At 71.5% G+C, this 18,119-nt stretch carries 15 protein-coding genes and 1 pseudogene; 9 read left to right on the top strand and 7 right to left on the bottom strand.

Going from position 1 to position 18,119, the window contains the following annotated elements; all coding sequences use genetic code 11:
- Positions 1–49 precede the first annotated feature (49 nt).
- Positions 50–2,014, bottom strand: coding sequence for an acetate--CoA ligase (gene acs / locus AMETH_RS33105; RefSeq protein WP_017985480.1), 1,965 nt, complete (start codon positions 2,012–2,014; stop codon positions 50–52).
- A gap of 210 nt (positions 2,015–2,224) precedes the next feature.
- Between acs and AMETH_RS33100 the strand changes: the two genes are divergently transcribed.
- Entirely contained in the window at positions 2,225–2,719 is a 495-nt protein-coding gene (locus tag AMETH_RS33100) for a phosphoribosyltransferase (protein WP_017985479.1), read from the top strand.
- On the top strand, positions 2,716–3,441 hold the full coding sequence (locus AMETH_RS33095; RefSeq protein ID WP_017985478.1) for a hypothetical protein: 726 nt from the start codon (positions 2,716–2,718) through the stop codon (positions 3,439–3,441). Before AMETH_RS33100 ends, AMETH_RS33095 begins: the two co-directional genes overlap by 4 nt.
- 342 nt (positions 3,442–3,783) lie before the next feature.
- On the opposite strand, the gene AMETH_RS33090 is transcribed toward AMETH_RS33095, so the two are convergent.
- The 6 genes and pseudogenes from AMETH_RS33090 to AMETH_RS33065 form a co-directional block, all read right to left on the bottom strand.
- A complete protein-coding gene (locus tag AMETH_RS33090; RefSeq protein ID WP_017985477.1) occupies positions 3,784–4,707 on the bottom strand; it encodes an N-acetylmuramic acid 6-phosphate etherase in 924 nt (307 codons plus the stop codon).
- Positions 4,708–4,730: 23 nt separating this feature from the next.
- Positions 4,731–5,723, bottom strand: coding sequence for a MurR/RpiR family transcriptional regulator (locus AMETH_RS33085; RefSeq protein ID WP_026153593.1), 993 nt, complete (start codon positions 5,721–5,723; stop codon positions 4,731–4,733).
- A gap of 416 nt (positions 5,724–6,139) precedes the next feature.
- Positions 6,140–7,423 (bottom strand): annotated as a pseudogene (locus AMETH_RS33080) (serine hydrolase domain-containing protein); the annotation flags it as partial.
- A 7-nt stretch (positions 7,424–7,430) separates the two neighbouring features.
- Positions 7,431–8,702, bottom strand: coding sequence for an exo-beta-N-acetylmuramidase NamZ family protein (locus tag AMETH_RS33075; protein ID WP_017985474.1), 1,272 nt, complete (start codon positions 8,700–8,702; stop codon positions 7,431–7,433).
- Positions 8,696–10,459: a glycoside hydrolase family 3 protein gene (locus AMETH_RS33070; protein WP_017985473.1), complete on the bottom strand. Its 1,764-nt coding sequence runs from the start codon at positions 10,457–10,459 to the stop codon at positions 8,696–8,698. The genes AMETH_RS33075 and AMETH_RS33070 overlap by 7 nt, the downstream gene beginning before the upstream one ends.
- A 519-nt stretch (positions 10,460–10,978) precedes the next feature.
- Complete coding sequence (locus AMETH_RS33065) at positions 10,979–11,821, bottom strand: HAD family hydrolase (protein ID WP_017985472.1); 843 nt, start codon at positions 11,819–11,821, stop codon at positions 10,979–10,981.
- A 444-nt stretch (positions 11,822–12,265) separates the two neighbouring features.
- Here AMETH_RS33065 and ssd point away from each other — a divergent pair, with 444 nt between their 5' ends.
- The 7 genes from ssd (at position 12,266) to AMETH_RS33030 (ending at position 17,684) form a co-directional block, all read left to right on the top strand.
- On the top strand, positions 12,266–13,339 hold the full coding sequence (gene ssd / locus AMETH_RS33060) for a septum site-determining protein Ssd (RefSeq protein ID WP_017985471.1): 1,074 nt from the start codon (positions 12,266–12,268) through the stop codon (positions 13,337–13,339).
- Complete coding sequence (locus tag AMETH_RS33055; protein WP_017985470.1) at positions 13,336–14,499, top strand: TadA family conjugal transfer-associated ATPase; 1,164 nt, start codon at positions 13,336–13,338, stop codon at positions 14,497–14,499. Before ssd ends, AMETH_RS33055 begins: the two co-directional genes overlap by 4 nt.
- On the top strand, positions 14,493–15,290 hold the full coding sequence (locus AMETH_RS33050; RefSeq protein ID WP_017985469.1) for a type II secretion system F family protein: 798 nt from the start codon (positions 14,493–14,495) through the stop codon (positions 15,288–15,290). The genes AMETH_RS33055 and AMETH_RS33050 overlap by 7 nt, the downstream gene beginning before the upstream one ends.
- A 796-nt stretch (positions 15,291–16,086) precedes the next feature.
- Positions 16,087–16,650 (top strand): type II secretion system F family protein, encoded by a 564-nt coding sequence (locus AMETH_RS33045; RefSeq protein WP_223843000.1) that lies wholly within the window; start codon positions 16,087–16,089, stop codon positions 16,648–16,650.
- A 29-nt stretch (positions 16,651–16,679) separates the two neighbouring features.
- A complete protein-coding gene (locus AMETH_RS33040; RefSeq protein ID WP_017985467.1) occupies positions 16,680–16,916 on the top strand; it encodes a DUF4244 domain-containing protein in 237 nt (78 codons plus the stop codon).
- Positions 16,916–17,287 carry a TadE family type IV pilus minor pilin gene (locus tag AMETH_RS33035; RefSeq protein WP_017985466.1) on the top strand — a complete coding sequence of 124 codons (372 nt, stop codon included), beginning with the start codon at positions 16,916–16,918 and terminating at the stop codon, positions 17,285–17,287. The genes AMETH_RS33040 and AMETH_RS33035 overlap by 1 nt, the downstream gene beginning before the upstream one ends.
- Entirely contained in the window at positions 17,274–17,684 is a 411-nt protein-coding gene (locus tag AMETH_RS33030; protein WP_017985465.1) for an Rv3654c family TadE-like protein, read from the top strand. The genes AMETH_RS33035 and AMETH_RS33030 overlap by 14 nt, the downstream gene beginning before the upstream one ends.
- The last annotated feature ends 435 nt before the right edge of the window (positions 17,685–18,119 follow it).

Raw genomic sequence — 18,119 nt, 5'->3', positions numbered from 1 at the left:
CCCATGACAAGGGCCCTGCACCGCGAGGTGCAGGGCCCTTGTTCGTGCGTCAGTCCTCCTTGCCGGACTTCAGGCCGCTGGAGATGAGTTCCATGACGCTGGAGTCGGCCAGCGTGGTGACGTCGCCGATCTGGCGGTTCTCGGCCACGTCGCGCAGCAGGCGGCGCATGATCTTGCCGGAGCGGGTCTTGGGCAGCTCGGGCACGACCATGATCTGCCGCGGCTTGGCGATCGGGCCGATCTCCTTCGCCACGTGGTTGCGCAGCTCCTGCACCGCCTCGTCGCCGCCTTCGGCCGCGGCGCCGCGCAGGATCACGAACGCGACGATGCCCTGCCCGGTGGTCGGGTCGGAGGCGCCGACCACCGCCGCCTCGGCCACCGTCGGGTGCGAGACCAGCGCGGACTCGACCTCGGTGGTGGAGATGCGGTGGCCGGACACGTTCATGACGTCGTCGACCCGGCCGAGCAGCCAGATGTCGCCGTCGTTGTCGTACTTCGCGCCGTCACCGGCGAAGTAGAAGCCCTGGTCGGCGAACCGCGACCAGTAAGTCTCGCGGAAGCGCTCGTCGTCGCCCCAGATGCCGCGCAGCATCGATGGCCACGGCTTGTCCAGCACCAGGTAGCCGCCGCCGCCCTTGCCGACCTCGGTCGCGGTGTCGTCGACGACCTTCGCCGAGATGCCGGGCAGCGGGCGCTGCGCCGAACCGGGCTTGGTCGAGGTGACACCGGGCAGCGGGGAGATCATGATGGAGCCGGTTTCGGTCTGCCACCAGGTGTCCACGACCGGCGCCTTGCCCGCGCCGATGTGCTCGCGGTACCACATCCACGCCTCGGGGTTGATCGGCTCGCCGACGCTGCCCAGCACGCGCAGGCTGGACAGGTCGTACTTCGCCGGGATGTCCTCGCCCCACTTCATGAACGTGCGGATCAGCGTCGGCGCGGTGTAGTAGATCGAGACCTTGTGGTTCTGGATGATCTCCCAGTGCCTGCCCTCGTGCGGCGTGTTGGGGGTGCCCTCGTAGACCACCTGGGTCGCGCGGTTGGCCAGCGGGCCGTAGACGATGTAGGAGTGGCCGGTCACCCAGCCGATGTCGGCCGTGCACCAGTAGACGTCCTCGCCCGGCTTGTGGTCGAAGACGACGTGGTGGGTGTAGGCGACCTGGGTCAGGTAGCCGCCGGAGGTGTGCAGGATGCCCTTCGGCTTCCCGGTGGTGCCGCTGGTGTAGAGGATGAACAGCGGGTGCTCGGAGTCGAACGCCTCCGGGGTGTGCTCGGTGGACTGGCCGTCGACGAACTCGTGCCACCACACGTCCCGCTCGCCCATGGGGACCTCTTCGCCGGTGCGGCGCACGACGATGACCTTCTCCACGCTCGCGGCACCGTCGAGGGCCTCGTCGACGTTGGTCTTCATCGGGGCGGCCTTGCCGCGGCGGTACTGGCCGTCGGAGGTGATCACGACCTTGGCCTCGGCGTCGTCCACCCGGGAGCGCAGCGCGGCCGGGGAGAACCCGCCGAAGACGACGGAGTGCATCGCGCCCAGCCGCGCGCAGGCCAGCATCGCCACGATCGCCTCGGGGATCATCGGCAGCTGGATGGCGACCCGGTCGCCGGAGGTGACGCCCAGGGAGGCCAGCGCGTTCGCGGCCTTGGACACCTCGTCCTTGAGCTGGGCGTAGGTGATGTCGCGGGTGTCGCCCGGCTCGCCGACCCAGTGGATGGCGACCTGCTCACCGTGCCCGGACTCGACGTGCCGGTCGACGCAGTTGTACGCGACGTTCAGCTTGCCGCCGACGAACCACTTCGCGAAGGGCGCGCCCGACCAGTCGAGGACCTGGGACCACTTGGTGTCCCAGTGCAGCCGCTCCGCCTGCTCGGCCCAGAACGCTTCGCGGTCGGCGTCGGCCTTGTCGTACCAATCGGCCTTCGCGTTGGCCTGCGCCGCGAACTCGTCGGTCGGCGGGAACGTCCGGTTCTCGGTGAGCAGGTTGTCCAGCGCGGGGGACTGCTCTGTCATGGTGCACGGCCTCCTGAAGTCACTCATCACTGGCTGACGCCGGATGCACGGTAGCGACGTTAGCCCCCGTGACGAAAGAGCGCAGCACCTCGCGGCACGTCCCGCGTCGATCACCGCACGCGAGGGATGTGGCGCGGGCCACTCGGCCTGGGTTCGGGGGCCCGGATCGCCCCCTCATATGCTCGCGGGGACGCGTCGAAGGAGGTCCGAGTGGCTGAGCGGGAAGAGCTCACCTGGGAGTTGTTCGGTTCGGCCAGCCGGGAGCTCGCCCAACAGGTCGCGGACAGCGGTTACGAGCCGGACGTGATCCTGTCCATCGCCCGCGGCGGGTTGTTCGTCGCCGGCGCGCTCGGCTACGCGCTCGACGTGAAGAACCTGCACGTCATGAACGTCGAGTTCTACACCGGCGTCGGCGAGCGGCTCGAACTGCCGGTCATGCTGCCGCCGGTGCCGAACGCCGTCGACCTGACTGGAGCGAAGGTCCTGGTGGCCGACGACGTCGCCGACACCGGCGCGACGCTCAAGCTGGTGCGTGACTTCTGCGCGGACCACGTGGCGGACGTGCGCTGCGCGGTTGTGTACGAAAAGCCCTGGTCAGAGGTGAAGTGCGAATACGTGTGGCGCCGCACGGACCGGTGGATCAACTTCGCCTGGTCGAAGCAGCCGCCGGTGATCCGGCGCGAGGGGCAGGTGCTGGACGCATGAGCGACCCACTGGCGCCACTGCTCGACTTGGAGGGCGTGGCCGAAGCGGTGAAGAAGGCGCAGGACGCGGTCTTCGCCGTGCACCGGCTCCCGGTGAACCTGCGCGGCGGCTCGGCCACCGCCGCCGAGGCGTCCGTCCGGGGCGCCCGGGCGTCGGCCGCGCTCGACGGCGCGGACCCGGAAATCCCGGCCGACGCCGAGGTGAAGGACCCGATCCTGGCCGGCGCGCTGCGGGTCGCCGAGGCGAGCGAGTCGTTGCTGCCGACGTGGCGCCGCGCCCCGCGGCAGGCGCTGGCCCGGATGCACGTCCTGGCCGCGGCCGATCTCGTCGACGACCAGGACGCGCTGGGCCGCCCCGACCCGGCCGCCGGCACCCGCCTGGACCTCCTGACGCAGCTGGTCACGGGCGCGACGTCGGTGCCGGGCCCCGTGCTGACCGCCGTCGTGCACGGCGAGCTGCTCAGCCTGCGGCCCTTCGGCACGGCGGACGGCGTGCTGGCCCGCGCCGCGGCTCGCCTGACCATGACGGCGACCGGGGTCGACCCGAAGGGCCTGAGCGTCCCCGAGGTCGCCTTCTTCCGCCGGGCCGCCCGGTACCAAGAGGCGGCGGCAGCCTTCGCGACCGGGAGCCCCGACGGCGTGCGCTCGTGGCTCCTCTTCGTGTGTGAAGCGCTGGAAGCGGGCGCCCGGGAGGCCAAGAGCATCGCCGACGCGGCCGGCTGAGCCGCTCCGGCGGTCGCGTCACGGGGACGCGGGGCGTGGTGCGCAGTCGGTAGCACCCGCGTGCGCCCTGGTCGCGGAATTTTCGGGGTTGGCGCGCGCCCGGCCTATCGCCGGTCGCTTCGTTCACGGAGCGCGGGTGGCCAAGAGCATCGTCGACGCGGCCGGCTGAGCCGCCTCGTCAGCAGCATCCGTTGATCAGTTGCGAGACGGTCCGTGTTGTGCACACGTCCACTTCGGGCAACACATCGCGGTGCCGTGCGCGGGCCGTCGTCAAGCGCTCGTAGTCGCGCAATTCCGGGGAAGTGCGACGCTCCCTGCGCACCTCCCCGGGACTGCGCGACCTCAGGTCGTCGCGCAGGCGAGCAGCGCCTCCCGCACGTGCCCGCCGTTCGCGGCCAGCATGTCGGCCGCCGTCGCCGCGTCCACCCCGCACAGCAGGTGCACCAGCGCGACCTTCAGGTCACCGTTCGCCTCCGCCAGGGCTTCGGCGGCCTCCCGCTCGTTCACGCCCGTCGCCTCGCTGAGGATCCGCAGCGTCCGGCCGCGCAGCTTCGCGTTGGTGGCGCGCAGGCTGACCATCAGGTTCGAGTACGTGCGGCCGAGCTTGATCATCGTGGCCGTCGAGAAGGCGGTCAGCAGGATCTTCTGCGCCGACCCCGCCTTCATCCGCGTCGACCCCGCGATCACCTCCGGGCCGGTGTCCACCGAGATGAACACGTCGACCCCGGCCGGCCTGTCCGCACGCGCGTTGCCCGAGACCAGACCGGTCGCCGCGCCGAGCCGCGCGGCCGCCTGCAGCGCGCCGATCACGAACGGGGTGCGGCCGGACGCGGTCAGGCCCAGCACGAAGTCGCCTGCCCGCACCGAAGCCGAGATTTCCGCCGCGCCCGCGGCAGCGTCGTCTTCGGCGTTCTCGACCGCTTCGCGCAGCGCCCGGTCGCCGCCCGCGTGGTGCGCGACGAACCAGTCGGACGGCACGTTGAACGTGGGAACGAGCTCGGCGGCGTCCAGCGTCGCCAGCCGGCCGGACGTGCCGGCGCCGACGTAGTGCACACGATGGCCGGTGCGCAGCGCCTCCACCGCATGATCGACCGCGTCCGCCAGCTCGGGCAGGACCTTGGCGACCGCATCGGGGACCAGGCGGTCCTCGTCGTTGATCATGGTCAGGATGCCGAGGGTCGACATCCGGTCGATCTCGGTGGTGCGGGGGTTGCGCTGCTCGGTCGGGGAATCGACGTGGACCACCTGACTCGGCACCGTCATCATGCGTCTCACCGTTTCCTTCGTGCTCACTTTCCGGTCTCTCGCGGACGCCTCCGGCCGTCCGGTCGCACGCCGAGGCGGTGACCGCCGACGGCGTCGCGAGTGGCTTCCAACGCGGCGGACGCGGTCTCCATGTGGCGCTGCGCGACCCCGATGAACAGGCAGTCGATGACCGTGAGCTGGGCGATCCGGCTCGCGGTCGCGCCCGAGCGGAACGTCGTCTCGCGGGCGGCCGTGGTCAGGACGTAGTCGGCGACCTCGGTGATCGGCGAGCGCGGGAAGTTGGTCAGCGCCACGGTGGTCGCGCCGTGCTCGCGGGCCACCCGCAGCGCCTCGACGGTGTCGGTGGTCGCGCCGGTGTGGGAGACGCCGATCGCGACGTCGCCTGCGCCCAGCACGGCGGCCGAGGTCAGCATGATGTGCGTGTCCGACCAGGCGAAACACACGCGGCCGATGCGGTGCAGCTTCTGCTGCAGATCGGCGGCGACGAACGCGCTCGCGCCCACGCCGTAGACGTCGGTGCGCCCGGCGTTGGCGAGCAGTTCGATCACGTGCTGCAGGGTCGCGATGTCGAGCTGGTCGGCGGTCTCCTCGACGGCGCGCGCGTCGGCGAAGCTGACCTTGCCGACCACGGCGGCCAGGTCGTCGTCCACGGCGATCTCGCCGCCCAGGTTGCGCGCCGACCGCGCTTCCGAACGGGCGGTGTCGGCGGCCAGCGCGATCCGCAGCTGCGGGTACCCGCCGACCCCAACGGCCTTGCAGAACCGGGTCACCGTGGTTTCGCTGGTGTTCGCCGCGAGGGCCACCTCGGTGATCGACCGGCGCGCTACTGCAGACGGGGCATCGAGGACGACCTTGGCTACGCGCTGTTCCGCCCTGGCCAGACCGGGCAGCAGCGACCGAATCCGGACCAGGGGACTGGTCTCGGACTCGCGTACGACCGAACCGGTCTCGTTCGGTGCCTGTCCCGTCACGGAATCGGTATCCGTTTCCGTGGGAAACTTACCAACCGTAGGCATTTGAGACAAGATTACCCACATCCTTAGGGATGATCGCAACTCGCCCGCCCCTGCACGGCCGAGCTGCGGTGACTCAGTTGCCCGGAAAGTCGCCAACTACGTCGTGGTTGTTAACGTCATCAAGTTAACGACTTGGCAACTTCCTATGGTTCCCGAAACAGCCGACGATCGTCGGTGGCTCCCGCTCGCGTCTCAGTGATAGGGACTTCCCCGCCACGATCGTATGACGCGGCTCTGCGCACTTTAAGTACGAATGGAGCAGCCGTTCGGTAGCTGTCCGTGACGGACGCGAGTGTCCGAAATTCGTTGGCACTGGCTGGTGGCACACCACCCGGATGCACGGTGGGTGCCCGCGCGCCGAAAGATCACCTGTCCGGCCGCGGGCAATTGTGCCTACAGCCGGCCCCGGTTCACCTCGCTCCGGCCAGCGAGCTCGCCCACTTCTCGCGGGCCGGGTTGATCGAACCCCAGTCGCGGGTCGGGTGAACGCGGTTGGTCAGCAGGATCGCGAACGACCGGGACACCGGATCGATGACCAGCGACGTGCCGGTGAAACCGGTGTGCCCCGCGGTGGTGGGCGCGGACAGCGCGCCCATGTAGAACTGCTGGTCCAGCTCGAACCCGAGGCCGTGCGCGTGACCGGGGAACTCCTGGTTGTAGTCGGTCAGCATGTCCCGCACGGTCTCCGGGTGCAGGATGCGCGCGCCCCGGTAGGCGCCGCCGTTGAGGATCGTCTGCGCGAGCACCGCCAGATCCGGCGCCGTGGAGAAGATGCCGGCGTGACCGGACACCCCGCCCAGCGCCCACGCGTTCTCGTCGTGGACCTGGCCGCGCACCATGCCGCGTGGTGGATCGGCCTGGAACTCGGTGGCCACGATCCGGCCGAGCTTCTCCGCGGGCGGGTTGAACGCCGTGTCGGTCATCCCGAGGGGCTGGGTGATCCGCTCCCGCACCACGACGTCGAGCGGTTGCCCGGCGACCCGCTCGACGAGGAAGCCGAGGGTCATCAGGTTGATGTCCGAGTAGAGGTAGGTCGTGCCCGGCTGGTTCACCAGTGGACTGTCGAGCACCGCCTTCCGACGCGACGGGATGTCCGGGTAGCCCTCCCACAGGGACGGGCGCGGGTCGGCGGCCAGCCCCGAGGTGTGGGTGAGCAACTGCCGCACGGTGACCGCCTGCTTCCCGTTCGCCGCGAACTCGGGCAGGTACTCGGCGACCGGCCGATCCAGGGCGACCCTGCCGTCCTCGACGAGCTGCATCACCACGAGGGACGTGAACACCTTGGTGATCGAGGCCAGGTCGAAGATCGTGTCGGCGCGCACCGGCACCTGCTGGTCAGGCGGGAGTTCGGCGCCCGCGACGTCGGCGTACCGGAGCGCTCCGCCGGTCGCGGTCTCCTCGACGATCACGCCGTCGTGCGCCAGGATCCCGGCCGCGCCGGAGAAGTGAGGGTGCCCGGAGGCCGGGTCCGGTTCGGCCCAGTCGGTCAGGAACTGCTCGGCGGCCAGCAGCGGCGCCGGATCGAGCCCCACCTCGCCGGGCGCGCCCGGGCGCAGCACCGTGTCGGCCGGTGCGAATTCGTACTGCGGACGGTCGATCCGCCCGGTGTGGGCCTGTTCGGTGATGGTGGTACTCGCTCCGGGGACGGTGAGGGCGGAAACGGTCAGCACCGCCGCGACCAGTAGTTTGCCCGTTCGCACGCCGGCCTCACCAGTAGAGCAGGTGCGGCCGCCGGCGGGCGGTGAACTCGTCGAGCTCCGCCTGCCAGGACCCGACGATCTCGTCCACCCCCGCCCCGCGGTCGACCATCGTCCGCAACCGGTCCGAGCCGGTGAGTTTGTCGATGCCGTTGTCCGCGCGCCAGCCGAAGCGGTCCGGGTGCAGCTTCTTGGCCGTGACGAGCATGGCCACCGCCGTGCGGATGGCGTCGAACGAGGCCGGGGCGGTGACCGTGAGCTGCACCCCGCCGCAGGTCTGGTTGACGAACTTGCCGAACGTCGGGACGAAGTAGGTCTCCCGGAACCGCACGCCAGCGAGTCCCAGCGCGGTCAGCTCGTCCCGCCATCGCCAGTCGATGCCGGGCGCGCCGATGATCTCGAAGGGCCGCGTCGTGCCGCGTCCCTCGGAGAACACGGTGCCCTCGAACATGCCTGTGCCGGGGTAGACCAGCGCGGTGTCCGCCGTCGGCATGTTCGGGCTCGGTGGCGTCCAGGTCAGCCCGGTGCCTGCGAAGAACGTGTCCCGGCGCCACCCCTCGGTCTGCACCACCTGCAGGTCCGCCAGCCGCACGCCCTCGGCAGGCAGCAGCTCCGCGGCGAAGTACTTCGCCAGCTCGCCGACGGTCATGCCGTGCTGCTGCACGATCGGCTTGAGCCCGACGCCGGAGGCGAACTCCGGGCGAAGTATCGGGCCGAAGGCCTTGCCGCCGACCGGGTTGGGCCGGTCCAGCACGACGAAGGCCGCACCCGTGCGGCCCGCCGCGACCATCGCCGTGTACATCGACCAGATGTAGGTGTAGAAGCGGGCGCCGACATCGGCGATGTCGAACACCACCGTGTCCACCCCGGCCTTGGTGAACATCCCGGCCAGTTTCGCAGCGTCCGCGCCGTACGCGTCGTACACCGCGATGCCGGTGCGCGGGTCCGTGTAGTCGCCCTCCGAACCGCCGGCCTGCGCGCTGCCTCGGAAACCGTGCTCCGGCCCGAAGGCGGCGACCGGCCGGACGCCGGCGGCGATCATCGAGTCGACGATGTGATCGCCGTTCTCCAGCACGCCCGTCGGGTTCGACAGCACGCCCACCTTGCGGCCGGCGAGCGAGCGCCAGCCTTGCCGGGCCAGGATGTCGGCGCCGGTGACGACCGGCCCCCGCGACGCGGCCGGTAACACGCTTGCCGGTTCCGCCAGCGCGGAGCCGCCGGTCAAGAGGGGTGTCGCGAGGGCGCCGGTGACCAGGAACCCGCGCCGGTTGAAGCTCACCATGTCAGTCCTGTGCCGAAGGGATACCGGATCGGGCCGGCGTCGTCGCCTGCCGGGATGTCGACGGGCAGCTTGCCCTGCGGCGAAATCTCGCCCGTCAGCACCTTGGCCAGCGAAGCCATCGTCACATCCCGCCAGTCGTACGTCGCCACCCAGGTCGGTACGTCGGCGTAGCCCGGGTCGTACGGTTCTTGGACGCTCACCGCGACGACCGGTTTCCCGGTCGCGAGCAGTTCACGCACAAGATCACCCTGGGCGGTGTCGCTGCGCAGCCCGTTGGTCAGCACGACGACCGTGTCCGCTTCGCCGGCGGCCGCCACCGCTTCGGCGATCTTCGCGGCGGTCGGCTTGGCTCCGGTCGAGACGGCTGTCCCGCCGAGCCGCTCGGCCAGCGCCCGGACCGGCTCCGCCGGGTAGCCGGGGTAGTTCGGGTTGTTCCAGCCGGTCACCACGACCTTGCCCGGGTCCCGGCGGGGGAGCAGGCCGGCGTCGTTGCGGAGCACGGTGGTGGTGCGGTCGGTGATGGCCTGGATCTTGTCCCGGTTGGCCGCGCTGCCGACGACCTGCTTCACCGCCCGCGGGTTGACCAGCGGGCTCGCCACGATGCCGCGCTTGTCCTTGAGCTTCAGGATCCGCAGGACGCTCTGGTCGATCCGCTCCTCGGTCAGCCTGCCGCTCTGGACCGCGTCCAGCACGCTGTTGATGGCGAGCCCCAGGTCCGGCGGCATCAGCATCTGGTCGACCCCGGCTTCCAGCGCCAGCACCGGGATCTCCGCGTCGCTGTGCAGCTCGCGCACGCCGGCCATCTGCAGCGAGTCGGTCGTGATCACCCCGTCGTAGCGCAGCTCGTCCCGGAGGATCCCGGTCATGATCGGCTTCGACAGCGTCGCGGGCTCACCCGACGGGTCGAGGCTGGGCACGGTGATGTGCGCGGACATGATCACGTCGGCGCCCGCGTCGATCGCCGCCCGGAACGGCGGCAGGTCGATCTGCCGCCACTGTTCCTCCGTGTGGTTGATGACCGGCAACCCGGTGTGGCTGTCGGCGGCGGCGTCCCCGTGGCCGGGGAAGTGCTTGGCCGCCGCGGACACCGTCTCCGTCGCGGGCCCCGAGTTCTGGTAGCCGTCGACCGCGGCCGCGACCAGCTCACTGGCCAGCGCCGGATCCGCGGAGAAGGACCGGGAGCCGATGACCGGGTTGAGCGGGTTGGAGTTGACGTCCGCGTCGGGCGCGAAGTCCTGGTTGATGCCCATCGCCCGCAGCTCGTGACCGTTCACCGTGGCCAGCGTCCGCGCGTCCGCGGCGCTGCGGCCTGCCCCGACGGCCATGCTGGACGGGAACTCCGTGGCCGGGGCCGCGATGCGCGTGACCCGGCCGCCCTCCTGGTCGGTCGAAACGATCAGCGGCACCTTCGCGCCCGACGCCAGCGCGGCCTGCTGCAGCCCGTTCGAGAAGCGGGCGACCTGCGCCGGGTCGTCCACGTTGTCGGTGCCGGCGTTGTTGAAGTAGATGACGCCACCCGGGTGGTAGCGCTGGACGACCTCCGCGGCCGTGTCCACCCCGTACTTCTTCCGGTTGCCCTCGTCGGCCTGGCCGGCGGACTTGCCCCAGACGTCGGCGACGAAGAGCTGGCCGACCTTCTCCTCAAGCGACATCCGCCGCAGCGTCTGCTCGGCCCAGCCGTCCTGGCGTCCCGGTGCGGCGGAGGACGCGCCGACCGCGCTCACGCCGAGAACCCCCACGACGATCGCGGCAAGCACATGACTCCTCCGGCGCATCGCGAACCTCCCCTGTGATGATCGCCGACGGACGGGCCGGCATTGGGGGAAGCTACTCAGTCGCTCCGGACGAGGTCAACGACTGCCTTACTTTCGGAGGAGTCCGAAAGTGTCTTTCAGGTTCCGTCACTCTCGCGGGCTAATCCGTTGGACATAAAAATGCGCGGGCGCCGCCGACGATGTGCCGGCGGCGCCCGCCCGCGCGGACTGCTCAGGTGACCAAGCTGCAACTCGTGTCGTACCTACGGGGACTCGGCGTCCGGCGTCCCGGTACGCAGTCCCTCGACGACAAGCCTCCCGCGGCGCGCTGCGCGTGGGTGCCTGGAGTCCGCGCACGGAGGTTGTCGGGGAGGAACGAGGCTCATCTTCGTCTCGTCCTGGGCCGAACAACGTCCGCACTTCACTTTGTACCCAGTGACCGCCGTCACTTCAAGGGGTCGGACGGGTGCACCGGTACAGACGCTCGATCCGGTGAGGCGGGCACCCTCAGCGACTAGACTTCTACGTTCCCCCACGGCGTTTGCGTGTCAGCCCGTACCAAGTCACGCCCGCCGCGGCGACCGCCCCGAGACCGAGTCCGACTGCCAGCGTCGCCGTCGACGGCGCCGGGAACCGGCTCCGCAGCGAGACCGGTTTGGTGAACTCCAGCACCGGCCAGCCGCGTTCGAGCGCGGTCCGGCGGAGCAGGCGATCCGGGTTCACGGCATGCGGCTTCCCGACCGTCTCCAGCAGCGGGACATCGGTGCTGGAATCGGAATAGGCGTAACACTCGGCCAGGTCGTAACCGTTCTCCGCGGCCAATTGTTTCGCCGCCACCGCTTTTTGTTCGCCATAGCAGTAGAAAGCGATTTCCCCCGAATAGCGACCGTCCACGACGGCCATTCTCGTCGCGACGCTTCCGGTCGCGCCGAGCATCGCCGCGATCGGCGTCACGACCTCGTCGCCCGCCGCCGACAGCACGATCACGTCGTGGCCCTCCGCCTGGTGCCAGGCGATCAGCTCGGCGGCCTCGGAGTAGACGAGCGGGTCGACGATGTCGTGCAGCGTCTCGTTGACGATCGCCCGCACCTGTGCGACGTCCCAGCCCGCGCACAACGCGGAGATCTCGGCGCGCATCCGCTCGGTCCGGTCGGCATCCGCGCCGGACAGGGAGAAGACGAACTGCGCGTACGCGCTCTTCAGCGCCGCCCGCTTGCTGATCAGCCCCTCGCGCAACAGTGGCTTGCTGAAGGCCAGCGCGCTGGACGAGGCGATGATCGTCTTGTCCAGGTCGAAGAAGGCCGCGACACCGGTTCCGGTCGCGGCGCGCCGGTCGCCCGGCGGCGAGCTGGGAGGTTCTGCCACTGCTTCAGGATAAGAGTAGATCATCCGCGGGGGCGGTGAGGTGACCACGAACGGTGTCGCCCGGTCGGAAGTTCCTTGCCCACGGCGGAAATCGATTGCCGGTGCCGTTACCGAATTGTGGGTGTCGCTGGCGGCGTTGCGGGCCGGTCGGCGGAGTTACAGTGGACCGCATCCGGTGTTCCCACCGGCGGTTCAGTCCGACCCCCCGGGGCTGAACCCTCGGCGACCCCCGCCCTCCCCCTGGCGGGGGTCGCCCCTTTCTCCGCGCGCGGGCGCGGATCTTGCCACAGCGCACCGACGAACCCGCTGTGCCGGGCTGCCCCCGGTCGCGAGTTGTCCACATGACCCCAGTTGTCCACAGGTCCCGCCGGAGCTCCTTGTCGCGGCACGGCGCGAGCACGACGGTGGAGTCAGGTCAAACACCGATCACCACTGGGGGCCGTCATGGAACACGCTCGTCCGCTCGTCATCGCCCACGACGAGGTGATGCTCGACGAAATCCTGCGCGTCGCCGCGGCTGTGGGCTGCGAGACGCAGCGCGCGCCCGATCTGCTCGCCGCCCGGCCGCGGTGGCCGGACGCGCCGCTGGTGCTGGTCGACGAGCAGGCCGTCGACGGCGAGGTGGAGCTGCCGCGGCGCCCCGGCATCCTGCTGATCACCAAGGGCGCGCCGGATTCCCGGACATGGCGACGGGCTTTCCGCGCCGGCGTCGAAGGTGTCGTGTCGCTGCCGGAGGACGAGTCGGCGCTCGCGTCGGCGCTGGCGGACGTCGTGGACGGGCCGGGGCTGTCGGGCGGGCGGATCATCGGCGTGCTGGGCGGCCGCGGCGGAGCCGGGGCGTCGGTCCTGGCGGCGGCCACGGCGCTGGTCGCGTGCCGCACCGATCCCGGCGGGCTGCTGGTGGACTGCGATCCGTTGTCCGGCGGGATCGACGCGCTGCTGGGAGCCGAGAACACGGAGGGGCTCCGCTGGCCCGAGCTGCGGCCCGGAGCCGGCCGGTTGTCGATGCCCGCGCTGCTCGAATCGCTGCCCGAGTTCCGCTACCGCGGCTTGCGGTTGCCGTTCCTGTCCTGCCACCGCAACGGCGACGGGCCGACCGGGCAGGGCGTGGCGGCCGTGGTCGAGGCCGGTCGCCGGGCCGGCCGGACGGTGGTGTGCGATCTGCCGCGTCACCTCGACGGTCCTGGCCTCGCCGTCATCGCGCGTGCCGACCTCGTGATCGTGGTGATCCCGGCCGAGATGCGGGCCTGCCTGGCCGCCCGTCGGGTGGTCAAGCAGCTGGGGGACCCGTCCGGCCGGGTCAGGCTCGTGGTCCGCGGGCCTGCGCCGGGTGACCTCGAGCCGAGCGTCGCGGCCGGCGCGATCGGGCTGCCGCTGCTGACGTCGATGGCCGTCGAACGCCAGCTGGACCGGGAGATCGAGCGTGGCAACTTCCTCCCGCGTCCACGCGGCGCGCTGATGGAAACCGCGCGCCTGATCGTGGAGCGGTCGCAGTCGACGCAGGTGCTGGCGGCATGAACTCCGAACTGGTCGAGCGGGTCCGCCACCGGCTGGCGGGTGCTGGCGCTGGGACGGACCCGGCGACGGTGGCGGACGCGGTTCGCGCGGAAGCCGGGCGTCCCGTCGGGCACACGGAGGCGCTCGACGCCCTGCGGCTCATCCGGCAGGAGCTGGCCGGTGCCGGTCCGCTGGAACCGTTGCTCGCGCTGCCCGGCGTCACCGATGTGCTGGTCACCGGTCCGGACGACGTGTGGGTCGACGGGGCCGACGGGCTGCGCCGCGTCGAGGCTCACTTCTCGGGCGAGGAGGGAGTGCGCCGTCTCGCCCAGCGGCTCGCGCTCGCGGCCGGTCGGCGGCTCGACGACGCCCAGCCCTACGTCGACGGCTGGCTGCCCGGGCTCGGGCCGCATGGCCGCGTCCGGTTGCACGCGGTGCTGCCACCGATCGCCGCCGACGGCACCTGCATCTCGTTGCGGATCCTCCGTCCCGCTGTGCACGACCTCGCCGCGTTGCGCGACCTGGGGGCCTTCGGGGCCGAAGGTGCGGAACTGGTGGAGTCGGTGGTCGCCGCCCGGCTGGCCTTCCTCGTCACCGGTGGCACCGGCGTGGGCAAGAGCACCCTGCTCGCCGCGATGCTCGGGGCGGTGTCCCCGGCCGAGCGGATCGTCTGCGTTGAGGACGCCGCCGAACTGCAGCCCGCGCACCCGCAGTTCGTGCGGTTGACCGCCCGGCCGCCCAACGTCGAGGGCGCGGGGGAGGTCGGCCTGCGTGACCTGGTGCGCCAGGCGCTGCGGATGCGACCGGACCGGCTCGTGGTCGGCGAAGTGCGCGGCCAGGAGGTGTGCGAGCTGCTCAACGCGTTGAATACCGGTCACGACGGCAGCGCCGGAACGTTGCACGCGAACTCGACGGCGGAGGTGCCGGCCCGGCTGGAAGCGCTTGCCGCGCTGGGCGGCCTGTCCCGCGCGGCCTTGCACAGCCAGCTCGCGGCCGCGGTGCAGGTCGTCCTCCACATGCGCCGGTCGTCGTCGGGGCAGCGGGAACTGGCGGAGGTCGGCGTGCTGAGCCGGAGCGACAACGGGGACGTCCGGGTGCTTCCGGTGTGGCAGGACGGTGGGTGGACGAAGCGGCGGGTGTTGTTCTCCGCGTTGCTGCCCCGGGGAGGCGAGCCGTGCTGACCCACTCGCTGGCCTGCGCGGCCACGGCCGCCTTGTGCTGGCCACCGGTGCGTGGCTCGGCGGCTCGGCTGGGCGTGCTCGCGCCGTCTCCGGCACGCCGCGGACTGCCGAAGCCGCGGAAGGCGCTCGCGCTCGGGCTGGTGCCGTTGCTGTTCGTCGTGCCACCGATGGTGTGGGCGGCAGGCGCGTTGCTCGGCTTGGCCGGCTGGCGCCAGTGGCAGGCGCGTCGCCGATCGAAGTCCGGGCTCGCGATGCGCCGGGCGATGGCCGAGGCGCTGCACGCGATGGTGGTGGACCTCCGGGCCGGCGGCACGCCCGCGCTGGCCGCCGAGTCCGCTGCGGCCGATGCGCCCCGCCCCGTCGCCGAGATCCTCGACGCGGTGGCCGGCGCCGCCCGCCTTGGCGGGAACCTCGCTGAAACACTGGCGACGGTCCCGACGGCCGAACCACTGTCGGCGGCGCGGAGGCGTTTGGCGCGGGCGTGGTCGCTCAGCCAACGGCACGGCCTCCCGCTGGCCGACCTGCTCGACGCGGTCCGCCAGGACATCACCGCCGAGCTGCGGTTCACCAGCCAGTCCGAGGCAGCGATGTCCGGCCCCCGCGCGAGCGCGATGGTCCTCGCCGCCCTGCCCGTCTTCGGACTGCTGCTCGGCGAGGGCATGGGAGCCCACCCGACCCACATCCTGTTCGCCACCCCGAGCGGCAACGCCCTCCTCCTGCTCGGCACGGCGCTGATCACCACTGGCGGCGCATGGAGCGCCCACCTAACAAGACGAGGAGCCCCACGATGAGCACGCCCAGCTCCCGCCGCGCTGCCCACAACACTTCCACCCCAACCCGAGTCAGTCCGCCACTTCGCTCCCGCTCTCCAACGCCTCCCCCACCCCTGCTCGCCCTCCCCGCGGGCTGACACCTCTGCAGCACCAAAGGAGAAGCCCCGCGATGAGCACGCGCACCCCCGCCCCGCTGCCGACACCACCCCGACCCGAGTCGGTTCCCCTGCTTCGGTTCGGCCCATCCGCTGCCGAGCCGATCGCAGCAATTCCGCCCCGCCTCGAACCGCTGCTGATCCAACCCGGCGCGGTCTTGCCGCATCTGGGTTCTGCCGCCGCAAACCGGGGAGCCCCACGATGAGCACGCCCACCCCCGCCCCGCTGCCCACCACACTTCCACCCCAACCCGAGCCAGGTCCCCCACTTCGGTTCGGCTCTCCTGCTGCCGAGCCGATCGCAGCAATTCCACCCCGGCCCGATCCAGTTTCGATCCGACCCGGTTTGGTCCCGCCACATCCGCCCAGCCCCGTTCCAGTGCCGATCCAACCCGGCGCGGTCTTGCCGCATCTGGTTGCTTCCGCCGCAGACCGGGGAGTCCCACGATGAGCACGCCCACCCCCGCCCCGCTGCCCACAACACTTCCACCCCAACCCGAGCCAGGTCCCCCACTTCGGTTCGGCTCTCCTGCTGCCGAGCCGATCGCAGCAATTCCACCTCGCCCCGATCCACTGCTGATCCAACCCGGTTTGGTCCCGCCGCATCTGGTTGCATCGGCCGCAGACCGGGGAGCCCCACGATGAGCACAGCCGCCCTGGTGGTCGCGTTGCTGGGCGCGGCGCTGCTGACCTTTCCCGGCAGGCCAGTCCCAGGTCTGCGGTTGGCGCACCTCTTTCCCTCGCCACAGTCGCCCGCGCGCACGCGCGGTCGGCGGCGCAGGAGCGATCCCCTCGACCTCGCCGCGACGTGGGACCTGCTCGCAGCCTGCTTGCGCGCCGGGCAACCGGTGCCGGCCGCTTTGCGCGCTGTCACCGATGGCGAGACGGGGCCGGAAGCGGATGCCCTTCGTGCCACTGCCGGTCTGCTCGAACTCGGCGCCGACGCGACCGAAGCGTGGGTGCCCGCGCTCGGATGTGCCGGCACCGCCGAGTTCGCCCGCGCGGCCAAGCGGACCGCGCGCAGCGGAACCACGCTCGCCGACGCGGCCACCGACCTCGCCCGCGGAATACGCGCCTCGCTCGGGGATCGCGCCGAGGCGCGGGCTCAGCGTGCGGGCGTGCTGATCGCCGGACCGCTGGGGCTCTGCTTCCTCCCGGCCTTCGTGTGCCTCGGGGTCGTGCCGGTGGTCCTCGGGCTCGCCGGACGCCTCAACGTGTTCTGACCCTCCACAACAGACAAAGGAGAACCCTCATGCTGTTCCGCACCAAGCCCGCCGGCCGCCACGCAGCCCCCGCCCGTCCCCGGTGGTGGCGTCGCTGGCTCCGCCCGGTACTAGCCGCCGACGACGGCATGAGCACCGCCGAGTACGCGATCGGCACGATCGCCGCCGCGGCCTTCGGGGCATTGCTGTACACCGTCGTCACCGGAGACTCCGTGGTCGGTGCCCTCACCGGGCTGGTCGAGCAGGCACTCACGGTGCAGTTCTGATGAAGACACGAGCGCGCGCCGGCCCCGCGGACCGCGGCGCTGTGACGGTCGAAGCGGCGATCGCGCTGTGCGCGCTGACCGTGGTGGTGGGACTGGCGCTGGCGGGCTTCACAGCGGTGGCCGGTCAGCTCCGCTGCACCGACGCAGCCCGCGAGGCGGCGCGCCTCCTGGCCCGGGGTGAACCGCAACTGGCCGCGCAGGCGGTCGAGCAGATCGCCCCGCCGGGCGCGCAGCTCGCGGTGACGTCCGAGGGGAACAGCATCACCGTCGAGGTGCGCGCCGCCGCGGTTAGCGGGCTTCTGCCCGGGCTCCACCTGGCGGCGAGCGCCTTCGCCATCCTCGAGCCAGGAGCCGACGATGCCCCTCCCTGACCTGATCCATCTGCGCCGGCCGGTCAGCTTCGGCCCCGGGCCTGTCCCGTCGCTGACCCGGCTCCAGGATCTTCGGGGCCGGGATCGGGGCGCGGCGACCGTCTGGGCCGCGTGCGCCATCGCCGGCCTGGTGGTCGTCGCCGGGTTGTTGTGGGGGCTCGGCTCGGTAGCGATCGCTCGGCACCGGGCTGCCGGCGCGGCCGACCTCGCTGCTCTCGCGGCTGCTGGTCAGGCTGCCGACGGGAGCGATGTCGCCTGCGGGCAGGCGCTGTGGGTGGCCGAGCGGATGGGCGCCCGGGTGGTGAGTTGCCGCTTCGAGGGGTGGGACGCGCTCGTCGAGGTAGTCGTCGACACCGGGCTCGGTCCCGTGGCCGGCCGGGCCCGTGCCGGTCCCTGAGGGTGCCGTGGGCTGGTGCCGGCCGCCTGCCGAGCCCGTGCCGGTCCCTTGAGTCACATCGCCCCGGGGCGGTCTGGTCGACGGACCGGCGCCCGCTGGAGGTCGACCCGGGAGGGCGGCCTTGTGCTGCGGCTGCGACGAACGGTCGGTTTCGCGCCGAACGGTAGGTGCGCCGACGGAGGTTGGGCGGTCGCCCTCGCGCGCCGAGCGGTCACGGGCGGTGGCGGCGGCGAGTGGCGCCCGAGGGCGGAAACCGTTGGTATGCAGGAGAAACGTGTGCTGGAGATCACGGTTGACGAGCGGCGCCGTCAACCGCTCGTCGTCGGTGAGTAGCGGCCGAGCGGCGTTCGGCCGCGCCGAGCAGGGGATCGTCGCTCGTCGCCCGGGAGCAGCCGGTTGTCGCGTGGCGGGTTCCGGCACTTTGCAACTTGCCGT

This window comes from Amycolatopsis methanolica 239, assembly GCF_000739085.1.
Taxonomy (GTDB): domain Bacteria; phylum Actinomycetota; class Actinomycetes; order Mycobacteriales; family Pseudonocardiaceae; genus Amycolatopsis_E; species Amycolatopsis_E methanolica.
This window is presented reverse-complemented; position numbering and strand designations above follow the sequence as displayed.

Coding starts and splice junctions, on each gene's coding strand:
- acs (WP_017985480.1), bottom strand. CDS start 2,014: ATGACAGAGCAGTCCCCCGCGCTGGACAACCTGCTCACCGAGAACCGG.
- AMETH_RS33095 (WP_017985478.1), top strand. CDS start 2,716: ATGAGCGACCCACTGGCGCCACTGCTCGACTTGGAGGGCGTGGCCGAA.
- AMETH_RS33090 (WP_017985477.1), bottom strand. CDS start 4,707: ATGATGACGGTGCCGAGTCAGGTGGTCCACGTCGATTCCCCGACCGAG.
- AMETH_RS33085 (WP_026153593.1), bottom strand. CDS start 5,723: ATGCCTACGGTTGGTAAGTTTCCCACGGAAACGGATACCGATTCCGTG.
- AMETH_RS33075 (WP_017985474.1), bottom strand. CDS start 8,702: ATGGTGAGCTTCAACCGGCGCGGGTTCCTGGTCACCGGCGCCCTCGCG.
- ssd (WP_017985471.1), top strand. CDS start 12,266: ATGGAACACGCTCGTCCGCTCGTCATCGCCCACGACGAGGTGATGCTC.
- AMETH_RS33055 (WP_017985470.1), top strand. CDS start 13,336: ATGAACTCCGAACTGGTCGAGCGGGTCCGCCACCGGCTGGCGGGTGCT.
- AMETH_RS33040 (WP_017985467.1), top strand. CDS start 16,680: ATGCTGTTCCGCACCAAGCCCGCCGGCCGCCACGCAGCCCCCGCCCGT.
- AMETH_RS33035 (WP_017985466.1), top strand. CDS start 16,916: ATGAAGACACGAGCGCGCGCCGGCCCCGCGGACCGCGGCGCTGTGACG.
- AMETH_RS33030 (WP_017985465.1), top strand. CDS start 17,274: ATGCCCCTCCCTGACCTGATCCATCTGCGCCGGCCGGTCAGCTTCGGC.